Annotated in this window: 20 protein-coding genes; 7 read left to right on the plus strand and 13 right to left on the minus strand. The window is 39.3% G+C overall.

The annotated features are described in order from the left end of the window. Nucleotides 1-80: 80 nt before the first annotated feature. Genes MMU07_RS05915 through MMU07_RS05925 form a run of 3 tightly spaced genes read left to right on the plus strand, consistent with a single transcriptional unit; the run spans nucleotide 81 to nucleotide 3,844 of the window. Nucleotides 81-1,151, plus strand: coding sequence for a Fe(3+) ABC transporter substrate-binding protein (locus MMU07_RS05915; protein WP_241124920.1), 1,071 nt, complete (start codon nucleotides 81-83; stop codon nucleotides 1,149-1,151). 9 nt (nucleotides 1,152-1,160) lie between these two features. After that, the gene (locus MMU07_RS05920) at nucleotides 1,161-2,810 is read left to right on the plus strand and encodes an ABC transporter permease (protein WP_241124921.1); all 1,650 of its coding nucleotides are present in this window, start codon (nucleotides 1,161-1,163) and stop codon (nucleotides 2,808-2,810) included. Next, the gene (locus MMU07_RS05925; RefSeq protein WP_241124922.1) at nucleotides 2,807-3,844 is read left to right on the plus strand and encodes an ABC transporter ATP-binding protein; all 1,038 of its coding nucleotides are present in this window, start codon (nucleotides 2,807-2,809) and stop codon (nucleotides 3,842-3,844) included. Before MMU07_RS05920 ends, MMU07_RS05925 begins: the two co-directional genes overlap by 4 nt. On the opposite strand, the gene MMU07_RS05930 is transcribed toward MMU07_RS05925, so the two are convergent. From MMU07_RS05930 to rbsK, 3 genes are all read right to left on the minus strand, one after another. Further along, nucleotides 3,841-4,839: a GRP family sugar transporter gene (locus MMU07_RS05930; RefSeq protein ID WP_241124923.1), complete on the minus strand. Its 999-nt coding sequence runs from the start codon at nucleotides 4,837-4,839 to the stop codon at nucleotides 3,841-3,843. The two genes, MMU07_RS05925 and MMU07_RS05930, sit on opposite strands and share 4 nt — an antisense overlap. A gap of 8 nt (nucleotides 4,840-4,847) precedes the next feature. Further along, complete coding sequence (locus MMU07_RS05935; RefSeq protein WP_241124924.1) at nucleotides 4,848-5,876, minus strand: nucleoside hydrolase; 1,029 nt, start codon at nucleotides 5,874-5,876, stop codon at nucleotides 4,848-4,850. Between the two features lie 198 nt (nucleotides 5,877-6,074). Continuing rightward, nucleotides 6,075-6,983: a ribokinase gene (rbsK, locus tag MMU07_RS05940; RefSeq protein WP_241124925.1), complete on the minus strand. Its 909-nt coding sequence runs from the start codon at nucleotides 6,981-6,983 to the stop codon at nucleotides 6,075-6,077. Nucleotides 6,984-7,175: 192 nt separating this feature from the next. On the opposite strand from rbsK, the gene MMU07_RS05945 reads away from it, so the two are divergent. From MMU07_RS05945 to MMU07_RS05960, 4 genes are all read left to right on the plus strand, one after another. Continuing rightward, nucleotides 7,176-8,483 (plus strand): Gfo/Idh/MocA family protein, encoded by a 1,308-nt coding sequence (locus MMU07_RS05945; protein WP_241124926.1) that lies wholly within the window; start codon nucleotides 7,176-7,178, stop codon nucleotides 8,481-8,483. A gap of 12 nt (nucleotides 8,484-8,495) precedes the next feature. Then, a complete protein-coding gene (locus tag MMU07_RS05950; protein ID WP_241124927.1) occupies nucleotides 8,496-9,356 on the plus strand; it encodes a sugar phosphate isomerase/epimerase family protein in 861 nt (286 codons plus the stop codon). A gap of 71 nt (nucleotides 9,357-9,427) precedes the next feature. Next, entirely contained in the window at nucleotides 9,428-10,633 is a 1,206-nt protein-coding gene (locus tag MMU07_RS05955; RefSeq protein WP_241124928.1) for a redoxin domain-containing protein, read from the plus strand. A 256-nt stretch (nucleotides 10,634-10,889) separates the two neighbouring features. Beyond that, nucleotides 10,890-11,309, plus strand: a complete 420-nt coding sequence (locus tag MMU07_RS05960; protein ID WP_241124929.1) for an Ohr family peroxiredoxin — start codon at nucleotides 10,890-10,892, stop codon at nucleotides 11,307-11,309. A gap of 290 nt (nucleotides 11,310-11,599) precedes the next feature. On the opposite strand, the gene MMU07_RS05965 is transcribed toward MMU07_RS05960, so the two are convergent. The 10 genes from MMU07_RS05965 to MMU07_RS06010 form a co-directional block, all read right to left on the minus strand. Further along, nucleotides 11,600-12,064, minus strand: a complete 465-nt coding sequence (locus MMU07_RS05965; protein ID WP_241124930.1) for a nuclear transport factor 2 family protein — start codon at nucleotides 12,062-12,064, stop codon at nucleotides 11,600-11,602. Nucleotides 12,065-12,497: 433 nt separating this feature from the next. Continuing rightward, complete coding sequence (locus MMU07_RS05970; protein WP_241124931.1) at nucleotides 12,498-13,631, minus strand: metallophosphoesterase; 1,134 nt, start codon at nucleotides 13,629-13,631, stop codon at nucleotides 12,498-12,500. Nucleotides 13,632-13,780: 149 nt separating this feature from the next. After that, a complete protein-coding gene (locus tag MMU07_RS05975; protein WP_241124932.1) occupies nucleotides 13,781-13,957 on the minus strand; it encodes a hypothetical protein in 177 nt (58 codons plus the stop codon). A 989-nt stretch (nucleotides 13,958-14,946) separates the two neighbouring features. Beyond that, on the minus strand, nucleotides 14,947-15,813 hold the full coding sequence (locus tag MMU07_RS05980; RefSeq protein WP_241124933.1) for a bifunctional class I SAM-dependent methyltransferase/HIT family protein: 867 nt from the start codon (nucleotides 15,811-15,813) through the stop codon (nucleotides 14,947-14,949). Beyond that, complete coding sequence (locus MMU07_RS05985; protein ID WP_241124934.1) at nucleotides 15,810-16,886, minus strand: HNH endonuclease domain-containing protein; 1,077 nt, start codon at nucleotides 16,884-16,886, stop codon at nucleotides 15,810-15,812. The genes MMU07_RS05980 and MMU07_RS05985 overlap by 4 nt, the downstream gene beginning before the upstream one ends. A 12-nt stretch (nucleotides 16,887-16,898) precedes the next feature. Continuing rightward, nucleotides 16,899-18,050, minus strand: coding sequence for a Wadjet anti-phage system protein JetD domain-containing protein (locus MMU07_RS05990; RefSeq protein ID WP_241124935.1), 1,152 nt, complete (start codon nucleotides 18,048-18,050; stop codon nucleotides 16,899-16,901). Then, nucleotides 18,047-21,394 carry an ATP-binding protein gene (locus tag MMU07_RS05995; RefSeq protein WP_241124936.1) on the minus strand — a complete coding sequence of 1,116 codons (3,348 nt, stop codon included), beginning with the start codon at nucleotides 21,392-21,394 and terminating at the stop codon, nucleotides 18,047-18,049. The genes MMU07_RS05990 and MMU07_RS05995 overlap by 4 nt, the downstream gene beginning before the upstream one ends. A gap of 37 nt (nucleotides 21,395-21,431) precedes the next feature. Further along, nucleotides 21,432-22,013 carry a DUF4194 domain-containing protein gene (locus MMU07_RS06000; protein WP_241124937.1) on the minus strand — a complete coding sequence of 194 codons (582 nt, stop codon included), beginning with the start codon at nucleotides 22,011-22,013 and terminating at the stop codon, nucleotides 21,432-21,434. Then, nucleotides 22,010-23,470, minus strand: coding sequence for a DUF3375 domain-containing protein (locus MMU07_RS06005; protein ID WP_241124938.1), 1,461 nt, complete (start codon nucleotides 23,468-23,470; stop codon nucleotides 22,010-22,012). The genes MMU07_RS06000 and MMU07_RS06005 overlap by 4 nt, the downstream gene beginning before the upstream one ends. Before the next feature lie 139 nt (nucleotides 23,471-23,609). Then, a complete protein-coding gene (locus MMU07_RS06010) occupies nucleotides 23,610-25,133 on the minus strand; it encodes a sulfatase family protein (protein ID WP_241124939.1) in 1,524 nt (507 codons plus the stop codon). Nucleotides 25,134-25,207: the final 74 nt, after the last annotated feature.

Consider the following 25,207-nt stretch of genomic DNA (forward strand, 5'->3'; position numbering starts at 1 on the left):
TTAAAGAATCTATAAATGGCATTTCTTGTTCGGAACAAATATAAAATTCTTTTTCTTTTTATTTAGATTTGATTTAAATAATGATTATTTTTGACCCACTAATTCAAAAAAACATGTTAAAAAACATCATCAAATCGACTTTAATAGCCTCTGTTGGGGCAATTCTATTCTCCTGTGGTGGTACTACAGAACAAAAAGAGGAGGTGGTTAATGTCTACACCCACAGACATTATGAAGCCGACCAACAACTTTTTGACAAATTTACCGAGCAGACCGGCATCAAAGTGAATGTAGTATCCGCCTCCGCTGATGAGCTTATCCAAAAACTTGAATTGGAAGGCGCGAATTCACCCGCTGATGTGTTGATTACCGTAGATGCAGGACGTCTTCATAGGGCTGAAAGCAAGGGCTTGTTTCAAGCTGTCAGTTCTGAAACTTTGGATACAAACATTCCTGCAAAATTCAGAGACCCTGAAGGATTTTGGTTTGGACTGACTTACAGGGCGAGAATATTTGCTTACAGCACCGAAAGGGTAAAACCCGAAGAACTGAGCACCTATGAAGCCTTGACTGAACCTCAGTGGAAAGGAAGAATATTGACCCGCTCTTCAGAAAATATCTACAACCAATCCTTGATGGCATCTGTGATAGCGCAGCATGGCAAAGAAGGTGCTGAAAAATGGGCTGCAGATCTCTTGGCCAACATGGCAAGGGTTCCCAAAGGAAGTGACCGTGATCAAGTGAAGGCTGTTGCGGCAGGTGAAGGTGATGTGGCCATTGTGAATACCTACTATATAGGCATTATGCTCAATGACGAAAATGAAGAAGAAAGAAAAGCAGCAGAGAAAATAGCCATTTTCTTCCCTAACCAAAATGACCGTGGCACGCATATCAATATCTCCGGTGCCGGCGTAACCAAACATGCACCTAATAAAGACAATGCCATCAAGTTGATCGAATTCCTTTCTGCAGCAGAAGCACAGGGAATGTTGGCCAACATCAATTTTGAATATCCTGTCAACCCAAATGTTGAACTGTCTGACTTGCTCAAAAAGTGGGGGACATTCAAAGCAGATGAGGTAAATCTTTCTGTGTTGGGTGACAACAACAGTGATGCAGTCGTCATATTTGACAAAGTAGGTTGGAAATAAGCTGAAGTATTGGATATCCTAAAACGTAATTATTATTGGTGGAATAAGTGGACCGGCTACTCGTTGCTGATATTGCTTCTAGTGGTCACTCCTCTGTTTACCATATTTATCAAACTATTTGATAGCCCGGGAGGGAGTTGGCAACATATTGCCAACAACCTCCTTTTTGGCTATTTCCAAAACACTGTTTTTCTCCTCTTAGGTGTAGCATTCTTTACTTTTTTGATTGGAGTCAGTACTGCTTGGTTGGTTTCCAATTATGAATTTCCCGGAAGAAAATACTTTGAGTGGCTGTTAATCTTGCCATTGGGCTTTCCGGGATACATCATGGCGTATACCTATGTGGGAATCTTTGATTACACCGGTCCCGTTCAGGTATTTTTGAGGAATAATTTTGATATCAATTTCCAGGGAAGTGTGATAGACCTGATGAATCTTCCCGGAGCGATCTTCATTCTCTCCATCACTTTGTATCCATATGTTTTTTTGATTTCGCGGGCTTCCTTTTTGCAGCAATCCAAAACCATGCAAGAGGCTTCATTTCTCTTGGGAGCCAATAGGCTAAAGACCTTCTTCAAAGTCGCATTGCCAATGGCGAGGCCGGCGATCGTGGCAGGCATTGCTTTGGCATCAATGGAAGTCCTCAATGATTACGGGACAGTCAAATATTTTGGTGTCAATACTTTTACTACCGGGATTTTCCGGGCTTGGTTTTCGATGGGTGATGTCACAACGGCGATTTATCTCGCTGCGATATTGATGGTTTTTGTGTTTCTGATCCTCTACTTGGAATCCCGCCAAAGAGGAAACAGGCAATTTGCCGCTGTCACCGGGCTCCACAAACCTACTGCCCGGCTCATTCCAAGTCTTGGTAAAAAAATACTTTATACAGGAATCTGTACCTTTATTTTCTTGCTCAGTTTTCTCTTTCCCTTTTTTCAGCTTCTCCATTGGGTGAGTTTGACCTACCACAAAGTGGTGAATCAGGATTTCTTTCTGCTTATCTACCGCAGTTTTGGGTTGGCCGCTGTCAGTGGCTTGGTGATTGTATTCCTTGCGGTGGTTTTGCTATATGCACTCAGACTGAGTCCATTCCAATGGGTGAAAAACATCACCAAAATTTCAACTTTGGGTTATGCCATTCCCGGTGCCGTGATTGCTGTGGGGGTGATGATTCCTTTTCTTGCCCTTGACAAATGGATCTATGGAACATTGTTTTCCTCCACAGCAGGATTGCTTTTTTCGGGTACGCTTTTCACCTTGGTTTTTGCCTATATCGTACGGTTCATGGCGGTAGGTTACAATCCGGTAGAAGCTGGATTTCAAAAAATCGGCATCCATGTCAATGAAGCTAGCAGGTTGCTAGGTGTCCGAAGTACCAAGACACTTTGGAAAATCGACCTTCCCCTGATCAAAACAAGTCTTGTTTCGGGAGTATTGCTTGTCTTTGTGGATGTATTAAAAGAATTACCCTTAACTTTGATTTTGCGCCCTTTCAACTTTCAGACTTTGGCCACCAAAACTTTTGACATGGCCACCAATGAAATGATTGCTGAATCATCCAATGCCGCCCTGATCATCATTTTGACCGGAATCATTCCTATCATTTTGCTCAACAGGATGATCATGAAAAGAGGAAAAAAAGAAAATCTCCCATGACAATTTTATCACTCCAAAAAATCAATAAAAAATACAGTCAAGCAAAGGAATTTGCAGTGAATGATATTTCCTTTGATGTTATAGAAGGAGAGATTTTGGCATTGGTGGGAGAAAGCGGTTCCGGCAAAACCACGCTTCTGCGGCTGATTGCAGGCCTGGAACATCCGGATTCCGGCTCCATTTCCCTCTCCGGTCAGGTGATTGTTGAAGGCAGAAAATCTGTTCCTGCCCATGAAAGGCAGGTTGGAATGGTTTTTCAGGACTATGCACTTTTTCCACATTTGACCATTTTGGACAATGTGAAATTTGGCATCAAAAAAACCATGGGCGATCCAATGCAAATTGCCAAAAAAACTTTGGAATTGGTGGGGCTAAACGAAGATGTCAATAAATATCCACACCAACTTTCTGGTGGACAACAGCAGCGGGTGGCCTTGGCGAGGGCCATTGCACCCAATCCAAAAATCCTGCTGATGGATGAACCCTTTAGCAATTTAGACGCTTTGCTCAAAGATCAGGTAAGGGAAGAAATCCGTCAAATCATCAAAAAAACAGGAATCACGGCTATTTTTGTCACCCACGACACCAAGGACGCCTTGTCCACAGCAGACCGTATCGCCATCTTGCACAAAGGTTATTTGCAGCAGATAGATATTCCCAAGGAACTCTATGAAAATCCTGTAAATCCTTATGTCGCCAATTTTTTCGGCAAAAGAAATGACCTCCTCGCCACACCTTCGGGGGAAGGATTCTATACTTCCTTTGGGTTTATCACGGATCCTGAAGCGAAAAAACACAAGCATCCAGTCAGTCTAATATTCAGACCCGAGCATGCTGAAGTGGTCCAAAGACCCGGTCAGCAACTGAGCGGAAAAATCGTCAAGACCTCCTATTTTGGAAGTCATCAGATGGTCAAAATCGAAGATGAAGAAGGGAAGCAGGTTATCATCCGAACCAATCCGGGACGGAATTTTGAAGGAATTGAGCAGGCTTTTTTTTATTTGTGGAAATATGATGTGGAGGAGGCTTTTTAAACTCCTGCATAGACAATCATCCCAAGACCTATTACAAAAAACAAAAACATTCCTGCAATCAGGTTGCCCGTTCCCTTCGGTGAATTTTTGAATTCTTTCCAAATAAACACTCCCCAAAAAGCTGCGATCATAGTCGCTCCCTGACCCAAGCCATAAGAAATGGCAGGTCCTGCTTTTTCGGCAGCAATGATGCTAAAAGACATGCCGATGCACCAAATAATCCCACCCAAGATTCCGAATAGGTGCACAGGAAGCTTTCCGGCAAAATAATCGGGAGCAGTCAATGGAGGCCCTTCGATGGGTTTTTTCATCAAAAAAGTATTGAATACAAAATTGCTCAGCAGGATCCCAATCGAAAAGACAAATACTGCACCATAGGGAGTGAATTTTCCGCCCTCAGGATTTGAGAAGTCGAGTGACATGGATTGCGCCACAAAGAAGTAAAAGAAAGACATTAAAAATCCTCCCACCAAAGCCAAAATCAATCCGACTTTTGGGTTTTTTTGGTTGGTCGAGGCGAGCTTTCTGTAGGCCATGGCATCCAATACAATGGCAACTACCACCAAAGCCACCCCAGCAAAGAGCATGACAGGATCTCCTTGCTGATTGGACACATAATTGACGATGACACCCAATACAAGCGCAAGCCCGATACCGACAGGAAATGCGACCGACATACCTGCATAAGCAATCGCCGCAACGATGAGGATATTGGCAAGGTTAAATATCACCCCTCCAATAAAAGCAAGTGAATAACTACTGCTGCTAGCTTGAAACAAATCTTCGGTAAATCCCCTTCCTCCCTCTCCGCTACTTCCCAAGGTATAACCAAAAACCAAAGAGAGGATAACAATCCCGATGACATAATCCCAATAAAACAATTCAAACCGCCATGCAGAACCTGCAAGTTTTTGGGTATTGGCCCATGAACCCCAGCAAAACATGGTGATGATACAAAAGACAACTGCCAAGGAATAAGATTCAATGATATACATAGGCAGGGTTATTTTGGGTTGACGATTTTGTAATCGATAAAAGATTCGTAGAAATCAGCCATGACGTCATCCCGATCAAAATTCTCCCAAAGCACAATTTTTCGTGGATTCGCAGGCCTTTCTACCCATTGATTGTCAATCAGGATTGGGCATGGAATCTCTCTCTTTTCTCCCCAAACAGGATTTTTTAGAATCGCTGCTGCCACCATATCAAACAAAGCGCGGGAAGGAGGATCGCCGTGATAATCGATATGCTCAAACAAGTTGACCGCATAGTCTCCAAAATTGTAAAACTCTCCTCCATGCCTTCCCACAATAGGAGTTTCAATCTGTGGACCTAGACCGGGCATGCGGCTATTGATTTCCGATTGCGTGACTTTGACTGCATCAGTTCCGGTGGGTTCACCATAGCGGACGGTGACCATTTCAAAGGGAACCTGCGTATTCAACACATAATTCATAGACACAGTATCGTTTTCCTGATTGTATTCTCCGGGCTGTGGATAATTGGATCCTAACCAAACCACCCTCATTTTGGAGGCAATGGAAGGGTCTTTTTCCAAAGCCAAAGCCACATTGGTCAGTTTCCCAACAGCAAGCAGAATGAGTTCTTCGGGATTGTCGGCATTTGCCTGCTCGATGATGAAATCCACTGCCTCTTGTCCGTCAAAATTTCCTGTGGAGACCGTTGACTGAATGTCGGCAAATGACCCATTGGCCCCTTTGAGTAAAGGAATCTTTTCATAACTGAGACCAAGTTGCAGGATTCGTTTTGCCTCCTCATAATGTCCATTGATGTCTCCTCCACTTTTGGTGGCATTGACAGTGACGCCCTCAAGGTCAAAGGTTTCCCCATTGAGCAATAGGTAAATAAGGGCAAATTGGTCGTCCAACTCATTGTTAGCATCCGTGTCATAAATGAGGCGAACTTTATTTTCAGCCGGCAAAACTTCCTCTACGGTAGTATTTTCAACTTTGCCTGTACAGGAAAAGAGCAAAACCAAGAGGGAAAGTAAAATAGGATAAGTCTTTTTCATAAGTTAAAATGGATTTCGGCTTGAGGGGTTGTTATGGTTGTATTTGTTGTAATGGTTGTCGGGTTATCTGCTTCGCGTTGTCTGGTTGTCAAGTTGGAGAGTCACTTAGGGTATAAGATTAGCTTAAATTACAAATTAGTCCTATTGTCTCAATTCTCGTCTCTCAATTCTCGCTTCTCGTTTTTCGATTCTCGTTTCTCAAAGTTCTTTCAAATACGGTATCGACGTCTGTGCACCAAATCTCTGCACGGAGAGCGTAGCGGCTTTTAGGGCAAAGGCAACAGCCTCTTGGATATTTTTTCCATTACCCAAAGCCACTGCCAAAGCTCCACAAAAGGTATCCCCGGCAGCAGTTGTATCCTTTACCTCCACTTTGGTAGTGGGAATGATTCCCTGAAAGGTATCAGTAAATAGAAATGCACCGACAGCTCCCATAGTAATGATGACGCGTTGCATTCCCTTATTTCTCAATCTTGAAGCAGCTTGATAAGCCGAAGCTTCTCCTATCACTTTGATTCCGGTCAAATACTCGGCTTCGGTTTCATTAGGAGTAATCAGGTAAAGAAAGCGAAACAAGCTTTCCGGCAAATCCATGGCCGGAGCGGGATTGAGGATGATCCTTTTGCCCAAACCATAGGCTTTTTGGCAAGATTCCATCACCACAGCAATTGGCACCTCTAGTTGGACAAGCAAAATATCCGCTCGCTGAAATGGTTTTGAAGCTGCTGCTATATCTGCTACTGAAAGGCTGTGATTGGCCCCCGGAGCGACGATTATGGTATTTTCACCTGACTTATCCACAGTGATCAAAGCCACGCCGGAAGGTTGGTCAAGGTTCTGTTTTATAAAAGAGGTGTCTATTCCCTCCTTTTTATAATTCTCGAGATTTTGATCTCCAAAAAGATCCTTTCCCAATTGGGTAATAAAGCAGACATCCCCTCCTAATCTGGCAGCAGCCACTGCTTGGTTGGCACCTTTTCCTCCCGGAATCAAAGAAAAATCTCCTCCAATGATCGTTTCACCGGGAACAGGAAAATGATCAGACCGGATTACCATGTCCATATTGGCGGATCCGATGACAAGTATATTGGGTTTATTTTTGTCCATCACCTTACAAATAAGAAATAGTGGGTTTCATCAAACTAACCTATTCCAAGACTGATTTTCGGTTGTCTAAACTTTTATGAAAGCCCGATTTAAAGTAATATTATGCTGTGCTAATCTAAAAATAGCAATTTACCCTGAGATAATCCAAATTTACCTTGAAGGGGTATTTATTAACAACAAACCCGAAAGACAATGAAAAAATACTTACCCCAAGTTTCCAGAAGGAAATTTTTAGGAACCTCTCTACTGAGTGCTGCAGGACTATCTTTTTTACCCGGAATTAGTTTTGCCTCCAACCAAATCCAACCCGGTGACGTCCATCAAATCAGGTTGGGATTCATTGGGGTGGGGCGTCAATCAATGGGGCTTCTCAATGGCATGATGCGAATTCCCGGTGTGGAAATAATGGCATGTGCAGATGTCTATGAAATCAAAAGGGAGAGGTTTAAGCTTAGAGTAAACAAAATCAGCGCTGAGTTGGGAAAACCCACTCCGACTATTGGTGCTTATAAAGATTACAAGGAACTTCTGGCAAGGCAAGACATCGATGCCGTTGTAATTGCCTCACCGGACCATTGGCATGCCCTCATGGCGATAGATGCCTGCAAAGCCGGAAAGGATATCTACCTCGAAAAACCGCTTACCCTGACCATCAAGGAAGGTCAAGAACTAGTCAAAGCCGTAAGGTCGCATGGCACGATTCTAGCCGTTGGCAGTCAGCAGCGCTCCGATGTCAACTTCCAACATGCTGCCCGCATGGTGTTGAAAGGGAGAATCGGAAAAGTAAAACAGGTGCTCGTGCATGTCGGTCAACCTGAACACCCGGTTCCCTATGACCTTGAAAAACAAGAAATACCGGCAGGCTTGGACTGGAAAACATGGCTCGGTCCTTTACCAGAATTACACTTCAATGAAAAACTCAATCCATCCATTTCGCTCCAACCTGAACAAAATGAAAAGCTTTGGGGCGCATGGCGATCCTATAAGGAAACAGGCGGAGGCTATATGACCGATTGGGGCGCGCACATGTTTGATATCGCACAGTGGGGCTTGGGTATGGACAGAAGCGGTCCCGTCAAAGTCATTCCCGCCAAAGACGGAAAACCTTTGACCTACCTTTATGCCAATGGAGTAGAAATGATTGTCGGGCCTTTTGACGGGAACAGGCAAGGCGTTCAGTTTATTGGTGAGGATGGTTGGATCAAAGTATCGAGGGGCAATTTTGATTCCTCGGACAAAAGTCTCCAACCTGTTATGGAGTTGCCAAAATTAGGTTATCCACAACATCATTGGGATTTTATAGATTCTGTCATCAAAAGGAAGGATCCTATCGTCCCTGTGGAAGTCGGCCACAGTACATGCGTAGTCTGTACAATTGGAAATATTGCCGCGGAATTGGGACGTCCATTGGATTGGGATCCCGTGGCCCAAAAATTCATCAAAGACAAAAAGGCAAACGCCAGATTGCATTACAATTACGAAAACGGATATAAGCTTTAAACCCATCATATTATGAATAAAAGAAGAGAATTCTTAAAAATATCTGGCGCATTGGCATTGGGAAGTATCCTTGCCCCCCCAGATTTATTTGCAGCACCATTTGCCAAAAAGCCAATAGGGTTACAGTTATATTCGGTCAGAAAAGACATGACGGATGATCCCCAAGGCACATTGCGGCTTGTTTCTTCTATCGGTTATAAACACCTTGAAAATGCAAATTATGAAGATGGCTTGGTATATGGTATGGAGCCAGTATTTTATCGAAAATACATAGAAGATTTGGGGCTGAAGTTGCAGAGTGCCCATGTCGGTGGGCCCCAATACGATCCTGCCAAAAAGCAAGAGGCATTGGAGTGGTGGAAAAAAGCTGCCGATGACCATAAAAGGATGGGCGCCAAATACCTGATCAAACCTTCTATGCCTATCCCAAAAACATTGGCTGAATTGGATGTATGGTGTGATTATTACAATTCGGTGGGAGAAGTGACCAAGAAATCAGGTTTGATGTTTGGATTTCATAACCATGCCAGGGAGTTTGAAAAAATCGAAGGAACTATCATGATGGACCATATGATCAAAAACACTGACCCGAAACTTGTCTGCTTCGAACTCGATGTGTATTGGTCTCAAAAAGGTGGATATCCTGCTGTGGATTACCTGAATAAATATGCGGGAAGGTTCCCTCTTCTCCATATCAAAGACGAGGAAGAAATCGGGGCAAGTGGTACCATGGACTTCAAACCGATCTTTGAGGCAGCCTATGCCCAAGGCATGAAGGATTTCTATGTAGAAGTAGAAAGGTATAATTTTGAACCTATCGAAAGTGTTCTAAAAAGTTTTGAATATTTGAATAAAGCTTCTTACGTAAAATAAGCTGAAACCAAGTAAGTAAGACAGGCTGTTAAATAATCATTTAATAGCCTGTCAAATAAACCCTGAAACTTATGAAAAAACAACACTTATCCACATTTCTGATTTTGCTCAGCACGGCTATTTTATGGTCATGTGGCAATCAAGGAACTTCCGAAAATAAGGAGACTTCACAGGATTTGACAGGGCTGTTTAATCCTAATCCGCAGGAAATGACAGAACAGCCTGTTGGCAAATTGGCCATTGGTGATCAGGCACCATTCTTTAACCTACCCGATGTGGAAGGTAAAATGGTCTCTATCGAAGATTTTAAAGATGCAGATGTATTGGTCATCAACTTCACCTGCAACCACTGCCCAACAGCCCAAGCTTATGAGGACAGGTTTATCACTTTGGTCGAGGAATACAAGGGCAAAAGCGTGGCTTTTTTAGCCATTTCACCAAACAGTCCAATAGGTATATTGCCAGAGGAATTGGGTTATACTGACCTCGGTGACGATTACAAAAGCATGCAGATCAGGTATGTGGATAAAAAATATAATTTCCCATATCTATATGATGGCGATACGCATGAATATTCATTGGCGTATGGCCCGACAGCTACACCTCAGGTATTTGTATTTAACAAAGACAGAAAACTGAGTTACTCAGGCAGAATAGATGCTTCCGAAAAACCGGGAACCGCCAATGCAGAAGACCTCCGGAACGCCATCGAAAAAACTTTGGCCGGAGAACCTTTGCCTGTGGATAAGTCTATCACGCCAGCCTTCGGTTGCTCGACAAAATGGGCTTGGAAAAATGAATATACCATCAAGACAAACGAGGAATGGAAGAAAAAACCGGTTGAAGTACAAAAGATATCCACAACCGGATTGGCTGATCTACTCAAGAATGATACTGATAAATTATTGCCGATCAACTTTTGGGCAACGTGGTGCGGTCCCTGTGTAATTGAGTATTCGGAGTTTATCGAAATCCAACGGATGTACATGGGAAGAGATTTTCAGTTTGTTTCTCTCAGCATGGACAATCCAAATCAGGAAGATAAGGTCTTGAAGTTTCTTCAAAGCAAATACTCGGCTGTACCAAATTACCTGATCGACACAGAAGACAAATACGCAGTGATCGATGTGGTTAAAAACGAATGGGACGGCAGTCTGCCAATCACACTTCTGATCGAACCGGGAGGAAAAATGGCTTATAAAAGATTGGGTGAAATCAATGCGATGGAGTTAAAAAGAGCTATTGTCGATCACCCGATGATTGGGAGGTATTATTAATTGGGTTATTTGGTTATTTGGTCCCGATAGCTATCGGGATGGTTAATGGTTAATTGATTGGCTAGGTTAAAGTAGAAAATTGCCTTTTCGATTTGGAAGGGCAATTTTTTTGGAATGTGCCAAATCTTCACCCACTTAAGATAAAAGAAGCATTGTAGATAATTCGAAAATTCCTGCTTGATCTTAAACAGTTGGGATGAAAGAGAAGTTATCAACATTACCAATACTTTTCAAATACTTCAAGTTAGTTAGACAAATGGAAAAAATTAACATTAGCTACACAGCTACCGCAATCAACACCGGCGGAAGAAGGGGACATGTGAGGACAGATGACGGCATGTTGGATTTTGATGTGGCGATGCCAAAGGAAATAGGCGGACCAGGAGGAAAAACCAACCCTGAACAGTTATTTGCCGCAGGCTATGCCACTTGCTTTGGAGGAACATTGGCTGCCATTGCCAAAGGAATTAGCTTAAGCGATTCAGAAATTACCGTTAAAGTTCACACAGGAGTTTCCGATAAGGGAGGTTATGCATTGGCTGTGGACATTGCAGTCAGCATCCCTAAAGCGTCATCTTTAGAAGAAGCCCAGGAATTGGCAGAAGCTGCCCATGCTGAATGCATCTATTCCAAAGCTGTGAAGGGTAATATTGAAGTGAATGTGAAGGCTGTATAAACTGGTTTTTAACTCAAAAAACTAAGGGTGAAAAATCCTAAAAAAATTCCCTTAAAAACATGTTTTTCAGTTTTTAATTGGTCTTTATGAGATTCTTCACCCGTATTGTTTTGTGGTCAGCAAGACGCGATAATTTAGAAAAATCTTTCGGAGTTTTCAATACTTACGAAAAATTATAAACCTTTTTAGGATAGATTAACCAGTAAAAAGTCATTTTGGACGGCCAAACCTCCCCTTCCAAGCAATTAATTATTTATTGCTGTAATGGATTTCTGAATAGAAGGAAAATTTTACTTTTCCATAAATTTTTTAAGCAAGTCTTTAGAATGGCTTTTTACTTTATTCTGAACCAATGGCGACCAACCCAACAACACCCCTTTGAAGCCCAATGCCATTCTTGACCATTTCCACAAATCAAACTTATCGGTGTGTTTGATGATTTTGCCATCCTTGAATTCAAACTCTGCTTTGATTTTGTTGTGCACGATTCTTTTTTCGGAACCGAAAGGGTAGATAGCTTCCCACTTAGCTTCCCCTGAATTGCGCACTACTTTGACATCTGAAAAGGTAACTTTGAGGTTTCCTTTACTCCGAGCGAGAAGCATCTTCCACATACTTTTGGCTTCTTCTCCTTTGAGTGCACCAAAAACAGGATCTTCAAAAATTATCTCCTTATGGTAACAAGAGAGCATTTCTTCCACTTTTCCTTTTGCGAAAGCGTTATAAAAATTGTGGATAACTTTGGAATTGTCCATGTGGTATGCGGTTGAGTTGATCAAAAGTTAGCCAATAAAATACTATTTACCGCAAATGTTCTTTGTGTCTTTGCGACTTTGCGGGAAACTTTTTCTACCGCAATGGACGCTAAGGTTTCGCTATGGGGCGCAATTTGAAGTATAAGTTATTTTATTTTACCACAGACACTGAGAACACAGAGTTTGCAGTCGAGTATGAAAAGTTTTTTTTACCGCAATGGACGCTAAGGTTTCGCTAAGGGGAGCAATATTTTGCGCCTTTGCAACTTTGCGGGACATTTTTCAGCAATATTTTACCGCGATGGGCGCAAGGGTTTCGCTAAGAGCGCAATGGGCTTTTATTTGCGACTTTGCGGGATACTTCATTTCTGGGCTTACTTGAATTCCCTTTCCTTAGTGTCTTTGTGGGATTATTAATCTCGAGCTTGCGAGCTTACCTATCCATGAACATATCCTTCAACTCATTCATCGGCAACTCCTCCAATACCTCCCTCTTAGACACCCCCTCTTCGTCTCCCCAACGGACAAGCCTTACAAATCCATCTGCAATCTCAATCCCCGAAATACTGTTGTCACTGTAGCAGCAGCAACCGGTATTGAAATACGTGGGCTTATACTTCGGTAGGTCAGCAACTTCCAAAGTACACTGACTCGGGTGGCGTTTAATCTTTTGGTCCAATTCAGCTACTTTATCCACATCCCCGTTTTTCTCTGCCTCTAACAACTGGACCCGGAGCTGTTGGATATGGCTATAAGAGTGAAAAATAGGCTGATGGGTATGTCCGGTCACCAAGACTACATTTTCCTGCTGCTGACTCCATTCGTACATGAGTTTGTTGTGGAGCGTTTTTTCAGTTTGACTTAAGGCAGGCGTATTGATGTTGATATCCAAAAATGACTGCAGAGGCCCCCAAATGTAGGCCACAAACCAAATGGAAAACTTGTTCCCATCGCTCCTTTTGTCCCCCTGATGACCGTGGGTACAAAAGACATCGATATGTTTCCCGTCTTTGTACTTTACCCGGACGACAATGCCTCCATAGATATTGATGGCTTTGTCATAAATCTCCCGGAGGTACATCTTCGCAAATGGATCAATCTTCCAAAATAGGTCATGGTTGCCATAGATCTTGAAAAAAGCATTCCGCTTCACAAACTTCTTCTCCACCTCAAAAGTCTTTTTGTTGTGCTGCATAATGGAGAAGATGTTGAACTTCCAAAACTCTTCGCTGTCGCCCAAATTGATGTAGAAAGAACCCTTTTCATTGTAGTGTTCCAATGCGCTGAGGTAATTGTTCTCGGCATGCCGAAACTCGTCCCTGCCTTTCCTGTTGCCCTTGTGCACATCGCTGAGGATGATAAAGCTGTTGCCACGCATGTCGAGGTTGTAAAGTGCGCCTTCTTCCGGTTTGGGGTTTTGGGTGATATCCTTATAGATTTCCGTCAACCGTTTGAATACATATTCCTTGTCGGGTGAGGAGGAAATCTTTTTGGAAAACCAAATGGTGGGCTTCCGCAACACAAAAACTATGGGTGATTTGAGGATTTGAAAGAATCGTTGGAACATGGATTAAAAATAGGAAAAAAATTGATTGGAGGGATGGGATTGTTGTAGTGGTTGTAGTGGTTGTAGTGGTTAAAATGGTTGTAGTGGTTGTAATTGTTGTCTGCTTCGCGTTGTCACGTTGTCGAGTTTTCAAGTTGATGGGATTTCTTTTAAGGGTTGTAATTGTTGTAGTGGTTGTAATTGTTGTAGTGGTTGTAATTGTTGTAGTGGTTGTAATTGTTTTCGTTGTTGTCTGATTGTCTGCCGTGCGTTGTCAAGATGTCGAATATCAGCGACGTCATCCTGCGTACCCAACTTTTGTAAATGTACAGAAAGGGGAATGACATGTTGGAATAAAGAGGTTCAATAGGAATGTGGCTTTAGCCCATTCAATAATAAAAGCCAAGCAACAAAACGGCTTTAGCCAAAACATTGAGACAGAATTGAGATGTCCTGAGCTCTGATGATGTCATTGGTAACCTGAGGTACCGGGATGAAGGATCTCATATATTTTAGGAGAGACCTTTCGCAGCACTCAGGGTGACGACTCCGACTATTACAATATTGGTTTGTGTAAAACCCCGAAGGGGTGACATGATTATAGAATAAAAAAAAAAATAAACCCTTTCTGATTTTGGCAGATTGGATGCCCAATCATAAAGGTGGCTTTCCGCCAAAACAGGGTAGGGATTGAACGCCTGCAGGGGTAAAAAGATTAAGCTGATGGTTTTGGAAAAGTACAAACAATGAAATTATCGGAATAATACTATGGTTTCTTGGAAATTGGTCAAAAGGTAACGAATGGGTAAGGAGGGTGTAACGGGTGGGTAGGAGAAGGGTAAGGGAAGGGTAGCGGAAAGTGGGAGGAAATTCATGATTTTCGGAAATTTTATAGCATTATTTCTTTTAGAATAGATTTATTTCAAGTTTAAAGAAATTGTTTTATTTCGGGAAATCGGTTGGAAATCTTGCTTGGCCTTCTTCCTATCCGATAAAAAAGTAAAAGACCAATTCGATTTTTGAGATCAAATTCCTAAAGAGCGGTTTTGAAAATAGCTACGTTGAAAAAATTATGAAATGAGTTCCCTCACAAAAATACTTGGGACCATAATAACCTGTCATCGGAAAAGGACTTATTGGATTCATCATTTCTAGTTGTTGATTTACAAATTGTAATTTACATTTTGCAAATCTGCCAATTCTTTTCACAGGGATGAAGGGGGTAAGCTGGCTCTATCCCTTACTTTGGTACTACTTTGGTATTACTATGGTACTACTCTGGTAGGGCTTTGCAAGGGATTTGAGGGGGAGATGAGGGGGAGATGAGAGAAGTCATTTATAGATATTTTTTCTTTTCTGGAATCACTCCACGAACACCACCTTCTGGGTTATCCACATCTCCAACATATCGGGGAATAAGGTGGATATGTACATGATTGACAGTTTGGCCAGCAGATTTGCCAATATTTATCCCTACATTAAATCCATCAGGTTCATACTTTTTTTGGACAACTTCTTTTACATAATTCAGCATAAAAACACAGGCAGATTGTTCTCGAAAGCTCAAATCAAAATAGTTATCCACATGCCTTTTTGGAATGATCAAGGAATGCCCCTTTGAAACAGGAAATTTGTCATAAATGGAAAACGCTGTCGCTGACTCGGCTATAAGTATACTCTCCGATGAAGGAATACAAAATAGGCAAGAATCTTCTAATTGATCCTTATTCTTTTGGTTGAACGGACCATACTCATAAATTTCGCAGCTTTCATTTTTGAAAATAGAAACAAAAGGAAGGATCACGTTGCATTGATACGTAGGTTTTTGGTGGATTTTATGAGTTCTAAATCCCTCATAAGTAACATCCCTTCTAACAGCGAAATAGGCTTTTCCGGTTGGTTTTAATAGCTGTGAAATTTCCATCAAGACCCTTGTCTGCTCTTCCTGCATCAGGACATTGAGAACATAAAAACAGAGAATGGTATCGAATTGCTTTTGTGGATAACTTGGAAAATAATGCCTGTCATATCCGACAATATCAATCCCTTTCCCTTTCAAAACCTCTACATCCTTTCCAAAGCCACATCCAAAGTCCAAGACCTCTCCCCGTAATAATCCCTTGTTCAAAACATGCCTTGCAGGAAAGGAAATAGAATCTCTTTCTTTGGCGGTGAGGTGGTTGAAGGAGTTTGAAGGGCTCATGGTAAAAATTGAAAGCCATTGTTTGAAGCAATGGTGATTAGAGGTTTAATTGTTTCTTGAAACTTAATTTTGAACTCTGGTTTTAAAATACTTTCCGACGTAGGCATTTCAGAACAAATAGTGAGATAGTCTTCCAACAACTTATTCCTTGGATGCTTTTGACAGATAATATTCAATCCAGAAATTTGGGTATTAAAAAAATCTTCAAAAAAAGATTCAAAACGAGGTAATCGATTGTTTTTTGAAGAATTAAATTTAGGGCTAGCAGGGATTAAATTCCAAATTAAATCATGAGCGACAAAGCTATGGGGAACGAAATGCTCAACCGCATAATTTTCGATTGAGATCATCTCGTTTGTATAAATACATTTTATTTTATTCTCTGGAAGTTCCTTAAATACCAAATTCCAAAAATCTTTTCTTTGCTTATCTAATTTGGGTCGCTGCGCATCCTTTATGATTTTATTGGCTATATCAGGAATGTTTGGATTGTGTTTTTGAAAAAACAAGGTAAGATTCCAATAACAAAACGATTTTAAAAACTTGGTATTTTCCAATAGGTAGTCAACCCATTCAGGGTTTATTTCTATTTCTTCCTTTTTGAGAAAATAAAGACACATTCTTTTTTTATCAGCATTTAATTCATAAATCTTCTTTTTCTTTTCACTGTCTGTTCCGATTAAACCTTCAAACCAAGGTGATAAAAACCAATGTGGCACCTGATTATCGAAATGAGTTAAAATTCTTATTGTCTTCTTGTTATTGCTTTCATTTATCAATCGAAAAACTTTTTCCCTTTCGAAATGAATTGGTATGTTTTCGATTTCTGAGATAGCCGAAATTTGATTTTTCAAAACATCGCTTTTTCCATAAGACAAATTGAAATAATTGGCCGTGTACCAGGAGTTTGAAAGCATTCTAGCAAATAAAGATCTTTTATTTATTAACCTCTTTCCTTTTTCAAGTTCTTGAAGTATTGATAGAAACCAATAATATTTGTAGGTCGCAACAGTTTTGTTAAAACAGGCCGCTAAAATGTGGATTGGTAATTTTTCAGAGTGGGGAAAATTCATACGTCATGAAAATTAAGACCAATGCAAAAAATGATTTGCGACATAATCAAAAGGGATTTTTTCTTGTTCTAGTCGCCAATTATTAGTTTTCAAAATCTTATAAAGCTCTTCTTCGGAGTCTGTAAGATTAAGTTGTGTAGTTAGATTTGTTAATGTACCGGAATCATTTTCAAAATATTTGTCAAAGGTTTGTTTGTCCATTAACACGCTTTTTGTGTGAGAAAAATAACCTCTAAATTGAGATAAAATTTCAAAGCCTTGAGCGTCAATATCTCCCCAGTAAAGCAATTCGAGATTTGCAAACCAGTTAACGTTCTTAAGATTGTAGACACTGTATCCGCTTCCAAATATTGCAATAGTCTTGTCCATTCTTGGAAGTGTTAAAGTAGTATAAAGAGTTGTTTTGTTTTCAACAACAATCACTTTTTGTAAGGGCAGATTCAGTTTTTCAAATTGGCTTATTGGAATAGCAATGTCGTCAAGACATGAAAAATAATTGTTACTAATTTCTTTGTCGAGTATTTTAAATCGGACTTGAGGTTCACTAAATTTCAAATAAAATCTTTTTTCGAATGATTTTTCTTGAGGATCTAAAAATTCAGGAATGAGAACATCAAGAAGTTCTTTTATTATACTCTGATTTCTCTCAACAAACTTTGTGTGAACACTTATTGGCAATTCTCTAACATAAAGATTCGGTTTTGGAATCTGCTTAAAAAACATGCAAACTTTTAAAATACTTTCCCATTCATTTTGATTTTGTATTATCCTTGAAGGATGTTTTATAACCCAATTCCTTAATTCAGGAAAGGTGGAGATAATTCTTTCACAATTTCCTTTGAAAAGTTCCGCTTCCTTCTCTTTGCCCAAATATTTTAACAAGTCCTTCTCTGTGTCGAAATAGATTGCGATGGGTAAGTCTTGAGTTCCTAAATATTTGGTTTTTACCTTTTGAAAATCTAATGTGTAGCCAAAACCTTTTTTTTCTTTTGATTGACTGATTAAGAGAAGAATCTCTTTTTCAAATTCAGATAATGATGATTTTGGATAACTTTTATCACCACGAATTTCAAGCTGCGTGAAAGGTTTTTCCTCAATCATTGATTGAAGAAACGAAATATACTTTTTGCCTGCTTTATCTTTAATTTCGCTTGGATTTATCATTGAAGAACGAAATTTGCTTTTTCTTCCTTGAACTGTTCAATTGGCATATCGTAAAGCCAAGAATACTTTTCTTCTTTTCGTTCAACGAAATGAACAAACGAAATGTCATTTTCTACAATGTGAATATTGTCGCTCGGTGTAACTACCAATAGTTGAAGATGAAGTTGTTTGCAAAGAGTTATCAAATATCTTGCTTTGTCTTCATCTTGTGCCTTAAAGGCTTCATCTATTGCAATAAATCTGAAGGAGTTACTCTGCAAGCCTTCTTTTGTTAAACCAAATTGGTAAGCAATAGCCGAACCTAAAATGGTATAAGTTAACTGCGCCTTTTCCCCGCCAGAAAGTTGCCCCATATTTTCGTAGGTCTTGAACTTGGCGTTTGTTTCTTTATAAAATTCCTCAGCTTTATAACTAAACCATGATCTAACTTCCATCACTTTCTTTCTCCAATCTTCTTTTTCTAATTTGGTAATTAGTGGCTCTATGTTATTATTAAAGTGATTTTTCCTACCCTCAATTGAAGCTTCAATAACTCTAATATTTGGAATGGCATTGTTTAGCATTGTTCTGAATTCTTTTACTTCATCACTAATTCGGTTTGGGGCTACAATTTGAATGTAGGTTTTGAAATCCTTATCTCTAAAATCAATTTCCCTTAAAGCATCATTTAATATTCTGATGTTGTCCTTGATTGAATCAGACCAATTTTCAAAGAACATTCTAAAGTCAGCAACTTTGTTGATGATAGTTTCTTGCAAGTACTCATTGAATCTTTTTTCAAATTTTGGCAAGTTGTCATTTACCAGCTGTTTGAGTAGTGTTTGGTATTCACTGATGAATTCTAAATGCGTTGATTCTGGAAGTCGGCTCACATCTGAACGCCAGTCTTTAAATTTGTATGTGATTTCTTGGGATGGTTGCTTATAGGCATTGATTTTTAGTTTAACTTCATCCTCATTTAGCCGCTTATCTTTATCTAATTCAGACAGTCTTATTGAAAGCTCTTTTTGAAATTCCTTTTGTGTGTTTTTTAAATTTGAATATTCAATCTTTTCTAAGTCAGGGTTTTGGTTTTCAAATTCTGTAGTGTCTACAATTCCTGTTATTTGAAGAATTTTATTGGATTCTATTATCTCTAAATTTAAATCCTCAATCTTTTTTTTCTGGGTAAAGATTTCTTGTCCTTTATTAAATAAATCAACTTCAGAAAGTTGCATTAAATTTCCTTTAACTTCTTCCAATTGTTTTTGAAGAGATTGAACTAAATTATTTGTTTTTTCTAATTCAGCCTTTTGACCTTCTTTCTCTTGAATTTGTTCTGCAAAGGTTTTCCAGTCTATGTCATCATACTTTGTGAAGAGCTTGAATAGGTCGGAATAGAATTCTTTCTGAATTTCTAATGTTTTAATACTTTGCTCAATTTGTCGGTTCTCATGTAATGCTAATCTTTCCTTTTCTTGAAGGTTCTTTATTTCGGTTTGGAGTAATTTAATCTTGTCTTTATTTTCCCAACCTAAAACAAAGTTTTCTTTCTTTGATATATGTGGTCTATCGTCTTTCTCGTGTTTCCCTTTTGCAAATTTTGTAAGTCCTTCTTTAGTGATAGCTTTTTCTTCATATAAACCAAACTCCTTTAAATCATTTACACAAGCATAATTGTATTGATTTACAATGATATCTTCAAGCCAATCTGAATAAATGCTTTTTGGTTTAAATTCTAATTTATTGATTATGGCGTTTTGGGCAATGTTTTTATTCCTCATATTTGCTAATGAGGTAAAACCCCTGAATCTTTGGTAGGTTATTCTACCTTTTAAATTGGTGCTATTTACATAATCGTTAACCTTATTATAGTATTTTTCAGGAACGATAAGGCGTAAAGCGAAATTGTGAAGAATCTTTTCTGCCGAAAGCTCCCAATCTTTTTCATCCTCTCGGACTTTTATAAGCTCTCCTATAAACGGAATTTCTTCCATAGTGGCACCAATATGTTCTAAAATGTCATCTCTTATTTCCGCTTCTCGTCCAGCAATATTGTTTTTATTCTTTTGAAGAGATTTGATAGTTTCAATGTCTTCATTGATTTGATTGGTTAAATCATCTCGTTTATTTTTAGATAATCTCAATTTTTCATCAATTTCCTGTCTATTTAATTCCAATTCAGATTTTTTCTTACTAGCCTTTTCTCTATTTGCCTTAAATGTTTCTTCACTTGGGTTCGTATTGGACTCAAGATTTTGCGCTAATTTATTGTATTGGTCAAGTTTGGTTTTTCTTGCATCCCGGCTTTTTTCCAGCCTACTTATCTCAGCCTTTAGCTTCTCTATTTGATTGCCAACTTCGTCAGATTTTATTTGAACTTTTAAATCTGCGACTTCATCCCCTAACACTGTTTCTTTCGCTCTTAATTGATTGATTTCGATTTTAAGTTCTTCGAGTCTTTCATTACACTTGAAAAGTTCCTTTTTAGCAAGATCTTCATTCTTTTTTGCAAACCAATAAACACTAAGTTCATTAGTTGTATTCAATCTGATTAATTCAGTCTGTATTTTATAAAGTTTTTTTGCTATTTCATCTATTGGAGAAAGTTGAGCGATTTGTTCTTTTGCTTTTTCAATATTATTTTTTGCATCCATCAAAGTCAAAAAGCTTTCTTTTAGCTGAATGAACTCTGCTTCGGCATTTTGCTCTTCAAGCATATTGGTTCTGATAAAATCATCTAAGTCGTCCAACACTTTAACACCAACTACTTGATTAAATAAACTAAGTGCTTTTGTAGAACGCATACCAAATAAGATAGCAATTTTTTCTGCGTAGGAGTTCGGTCCATCCCAAAATTCAATTTTCTTTGTTTTGGTATTTGAATTGTATACTTTTTCTAAACGTTTTTTCCAGTTTCCTTTACTATCAAAATCACTAAAATCCCTCTCTATTTCTAGTTGAAGGTGAGCAATTCCAAAGGACCTTCTTAGTTCACCATTAGAAAACCACCTTACTTGAAAAAGTGTAATATTCTTTTGGTTAGTGTTGGAAAATGAAGCAAGGATAACTGAATATGTGGATTTATCCCTAAGTGATTGTGTTGATGTACTAAGTTCACCTTCTCTTTGAATATTTCCATAGTTCCCACAAACATAGGTTTCTTCGGTTCTATCACCTTTTTTGTCAACTCCAGATGATTGGTTGTAAAATCTATCTTTTTTAACTGGTACTAATAAAGTTAAAAGAGCATCAATGTATGTGCTTTTTCCAGAAGCGTTAGCTCCTGTTAACAAAGAATTGTTTCCCTGTGGATTAATCTTGAAAATCTTCTCGTGAAATGTCCCCCAGTTATAAACTTCCATATATTGAAGTCTGAAACCAGCTTTATCAGAACTGGTGCTAAATAGACTCAACGAACTCTTGTAATTTGATTTTAAATTCATGTAAAATATCTAGCGTTATTTTTTCCTTAATGATCCTATGAATTTGGTATTTCTTCTCATTATCTTTCTTACTAACATCTTTCAAATACCCTAAATCAACAACGTTTTTTATATACTTATCCAAGTCTTTTAAAAATCTCAGCCTGTTATAACCCTCTTGTAGAAAAAGTTCCAGTTCTTCCTTAATCTCAGTGTCAGTTATAAATTTCTCAGAAACTTGAAACTGTGTAGGATTATTGTCAAACTCTTCTAAAGATTGACGAAGAACCACTAGAATTATTGATGTTTCAAAACCAATTTGTCTCCTCATTACTAGGCCAAGTGAATTTCCTTCACTATCTTCAAATTGTTTAACAAAGGCAAATCCCTCATCTTTTTTTACAATAAGCTCTAGTCCTATTAGACTAATATATTCCTGAATTTCTAATTGATAATTCACCAAATCCTCCCAAACAGAAGAGGTTCGTTCAACAGGCGATTTCAATAACTTTACAATTGCCTTTGAATATGGTTTTATATTCTTTTCTAAATTGTTCATCTAGTTAAAATTATTTCTGGTATTTGAATTGACTTATTTTTCTCAACATCAAACAAAATTCTTTGTGTCTTTTCTGTGCTTATAGAATATTTAAAATCTTTCACCACTCCGATATAGCCGAATAGTTCAGGTAAGCCTTTTTCAATTCCCCCATTTCTTTCTATTACTTCATGAATAGTAGTTTGAGATTTGTTTTTCAATACCTCTTTTATCCTTCTCCTTAGAAGGTCTTTGTCAATGTTTGATTGTGAAAAAAGTTTATTAAGGTGATTTGATTTAGCAATATCCTCATCTGCTAGTTTTGGACGTGAGTTATATGTTTGCTCTTCTGTTTGTTCAAAAGTGAGTTTTCTTTCAAAAGGAATGCTTATTTCAAAGTCTGATTCTAACTCAAAAGAAAGCTCAGGTCTTTTCTTTGATTTACTTAATTCTAAAAGTGATTTTTTGATTTCTTGAATGGTGTTTTTTGTAACTTCTGATTTCGAGGCTTCATTCTCTCTAATTATTCTGCTGAGTTTTTCAGCCATCTTATCATTTGCTTTATAAACCTTTTGTCCAGAAGTCCACAAATGATTTTTCATACCTTTTAGGAAAAGGTCGTTCACCGGGATTCCTATTTCATTTAATGTGGAATAAAGCTCTTTGGTAAGGTTCTCCCATTCCAATTGTAGACCTGGATTTAAAAGGAATGACCAAAAGGCATAAAAGCTTTTGCCTTGTTGGCTCTCTTTCAATTCGTCTAAAGCCTCAAAAGTAAACTCAAGAATATCACTTTTAGTAAGTCTTCCTTCAGTGTGTTTTTGATAAATTCCTTTTGTGATTCCTTTAAAGTTATCTTCAACTTCTTTGAAGTCTGATAAGAGTTCTTTGGCTGATTGATTAAGCTGATTAAACCTTGGAACAATTTCAAATTCTTCAAAAACTTTAACGTCCTCTCCAATTTTTATCCTTTGAATTTGCTGTTCTATTTCCAGTTTTTTGTCTTCAAGTAATTGGATTCTTTTTTCAGCATCATCATTAGTGAACTCTACTAGTTCCTTTAAAAGGCTAAAAATATTTTTGAATTTGGATTCAGTTCCAACATATTCTTCCTTTTTAAGACTTGAAAGCCAATCAATTGTCTTGCTCGAATGGGAGGAAAGCTCGTAAAATATTTCCCCTGTTTCATCCTGGTAGTTTGTCAAAAAACCTCTGTTTGTCCAATTCTGAAGGTATTTCTTTGCCTTAATTTCATAAGTATCATTAATCTCAATATCACTTTCTTCATCTTTATCAACTTGTTTAAATTCTAAAAAATCTGCAAGTCTAGAATGAATATTTTCATATGAGATAACTCCTAAAGAATCTTTAAAAATACTCACAAGAAACATAAGTATTAATTGTCTATTCCGAAGAGTCAAAATCTCAACGCTTGGTGAATTTTCAAGAATATCTTCGATTGATTGGGCTAACTTCATTGGAGACTTCTTAATTGAATATTTTGAAGCTTAAATCTAAACCATATTTAGTAAGAAACAATAAGTTTTAAACATTACTAAACGAAATACAAAGAGTATTTTGGAAATAAAAGATTTCTATAAATCCGAATTCCTATCGTCATAACTCCTCCAAACACCCAATCCCCTCCTTACTATCCTTTCCAAATGGAGGAAGGATGCGGTAGGCTTCGATACGTTGTTGGATGGGGGCATCTTCCATTTGGTAATTTGGTGTGTAGCGGACCGTGTCCCAATAAGTTGATCTCGGGTCGGTAGCCCTGAGGTCTCCTGTTTCTGCCATCCAAGCCAATAGTTGGGTTTTCAGCTGTTCTTTGACTGCTTGGGATTCTGGTTCGGCAGCTAGGTTATATAATTGATTGGGGTCCTTGACCACGTCATACAATTCCTCCTCGGGCCTGATGCCAAAGGAAAGGGCAAAGTAATCTGGTTGGCCAGGTTTGGATTTGCCTTCTGCGTTCATGATGAGAAACTTTGTGATGGAATGGTCTACATCTCCATATTGACCTACAGCTTGGTGGACTGTCGGGTCGCCGGCGGGATTGCGCTCGGGCATAGGATTCCAAATATAGAGGTATTGGTGGTTTCTGATTCCCCGCATGGGGTAGCTGAGGTCGCCCTTGCGTACATTTGCATGCCGCTCGCGCTCGAGGAAAACCTGGTCCCGGTTTTGTTTTTTGCCTTCCAATAGTGCCCAAAGAGACTGTCCACTCATGTCATCGACTTCCTGACCTGCCGCTTCGATAAAGCTCGGAGCAAAGTCCACAAAATTTACAAAATCGTCAATGACAGTTCCCGGTTTGGCTTTTGCAGGCCACCGAATCACCAAGGGCATTCGGGTGCCAAGGTCATAGAGGTTGGCTTTGGCACGGGGAAAAGGCATGCCGTTGTCACTTGTCATCACGATGATGGTATTGTCGAGTTCCCCGATCGCTTCGAGCTGCGAGATGAGTTGTCCACATTCCCTATCAAAGCGCTCTATCTCAAAATAATAGTCCAGGATATCATTCCGCACACAGTCATTGTCAAGAAAAAACCCTGGGACAACGACATCAGACAGCTTCATGCCACTTTGGATTCCGGTGTTGGTTTCGTATTCCCGGTGTGGATCGCTGCTGCCAAACCAAAAGGTAAAGGGTTGGTCTTTGGGTCTTTGATCCAAAAAGGTGTTGAAGTCTTCAAATTGCTTTCCGGCAGGATTGTGGGCGAGGCCGGAGACCAAAAATTCCCCCGGTCCCCAACCTTTGCGGGTGGAACCTGTGAAGTAACCGGCTTTTTCGAGGATGCTGACATAGGTGGGATATTGGGCGGGAAATTCTGACCAAAGATTTCCCCCGGATTCATTTTGGTGTGGATATCTTCCCAGCAAAATCGAGGCGCGGGAAGGTGAACAGGAAGGAGAAGCGGTATAGGCATTGGTAAACAAGGCGCCTTCTGTAGCAAGTCTGTCAAAAGTAGGTGTCCGGACCACGGGATCCCCATATACGCCGGCATGTGGATAAGACCAATCATCGGCAATCAGAAAAAGGATGTTTGGAGGCTTTGGAGATGCCTTTTCCGATTCTTTCTTTCCACATGAAAAGAATAGCAGGAAGGAGAAAAAGAGGAGGTGGGATGGTTTCATGTTTGGGTCTGGTTTTGGTAGTCAAAATAATGCCAAACCAAAATTTAATACTTATGTACTTCTTAAAAAAATTG

The sequence above is a fragment of the Cognataquiflexum nitidum genome (genome assembly GCF_022538055.1).
GTDB classification, from domain to species: domain Bacteria; phylum Bacteroidota; class Bacteroidia; order Cytophagales; family Cyclobacteriaceae; genus Cognataquiflexum; species Cognataquiflexum nitidum.

Coding starts and splice junctions, on each gene's coding strand:
- MMU07_RS05915 (WP_241124920.1), top strand. CDS start 81: ATGATTATTTTTGACCCACTAATTCAAAAAAACATGTTAAAAAACATC.
- MMU07_RS05925 (WP_241124922.1), top strand. CDS start 2,807: ATGACAATTTTATCACTCCAAAAAATCAATAAAAAATACAGTCAAGCA.
- MMU07_RS05930 (WP_241124923.1), bottom strand. CDS start 4,839: ATGTATATCATTGAATCTTATTCCTTGGCAGTTGTCTTTTGTATCATC.
- MMU07_RS05935 (WP_241124924.1), bottom strand. CDS start 5,876: ATGAAAAAGACTTATCCTATTTTACTTTCCCTCTTGGTTTTGCTCTTT.
- rbsK (WP_241124925.1), bottom strand. CDS start 6,983: ATGGACAAAAATAAACCCAATATACTTGTCATCGGATCCGCCAATATG.
- MMU07_RS05945 (WP_241124926.1), top strand. CDS start 7,176: ATGAAAAAATACTTACCCCAAGTTTCCAGAAGGAAATTTTTAGGAACC.
- MMU07_RS05950 (WP_241124927.1), top strand. CDS start 8,496: ATGAATAAAAGAAGAGAATTCTTAAAAATATCTGGCGCATTGGCATTG.
- MMU07_RS05955 (WP_241124928.1), top strand. CDS start 9,428: ATGAAAAAACAACACTTATCCACATTTCTGATTTTGCTCAGCACGGCT.
- MMU07_RS05960 (WP_241124929.1), top strand. CDS start 10,890: ATGGAAAAAATTAACATTAGCTACACAGCTACCGCAATCAACACCGGC.
- MMU07_RS05965 (WP_241124930.1), bottom strand. CDS start 12,064: ATGGACAATTCCAAAGTTATCCACAATTTTTATAACGCTTTCGCAAAA.
- MMU07_RS05970 (WP_241124931.1), bottom strand. CDS start 13,631: ATGTTCCAACGATTCTTTCAAATCCTCAAATCACCCATAGTTTTTGTG.
- MMU07_RS05975 (WP_241124932.1), bottom strand. CDS start 13,957: ATGTCATTCCCCTTTCTGTACATTTACAAAAGTTGGGTACGCAGGATG.
- MMU07_RS05980 (WP_241124933.1), bottom strand. CDS start 15,813: ATGAGCCCTTCAAACTCCTTCAACCACCTCACCGCCAAAGAAAGAGAT.
- MMU07_RS05985 (WP_241124934.1), bottom strand. CDS start 16,886: ATGAATTTTCCCCACTCTGAAAAATTACCAATCCACATTTTAGCGGCC.
- MMU07_RS05990 (WP_241124935.1), bottom strand. CDS start 18,050: ATGATAAATCCAAGCGAAATTAAAGATAAAGCAGGCAAAAAGTATATT.
- MMU07_RS05995 (WP_241124936.1), bottom strand. CDS start 21,394: ATGGAAGTTTATAACTGGGGGACATTTCACGAGAAGATTTTCAAGATT.
- MMU07_RS06000 (WP_241124937.1), bottom strand. CDS start 22,013: ATGAACAATTTAGAAAAGAATATAAAACCATATTCAAAGGCAATTGTA.
- MMU07_RS06005 (WP_241124938.1), bottom strand. CDS start 23,470: ATGAAGTTAGCCCAATCAATCGAAGATATTCTTGAAAATTCACCAAGC.
- MMU07_RS06010 (WP_241124939.1), bottom strand. CDS start 25,133: ATGAAACCATCCCACCTCCTCTTTTTCTCCTTCCTGCTATTCTTTTCA.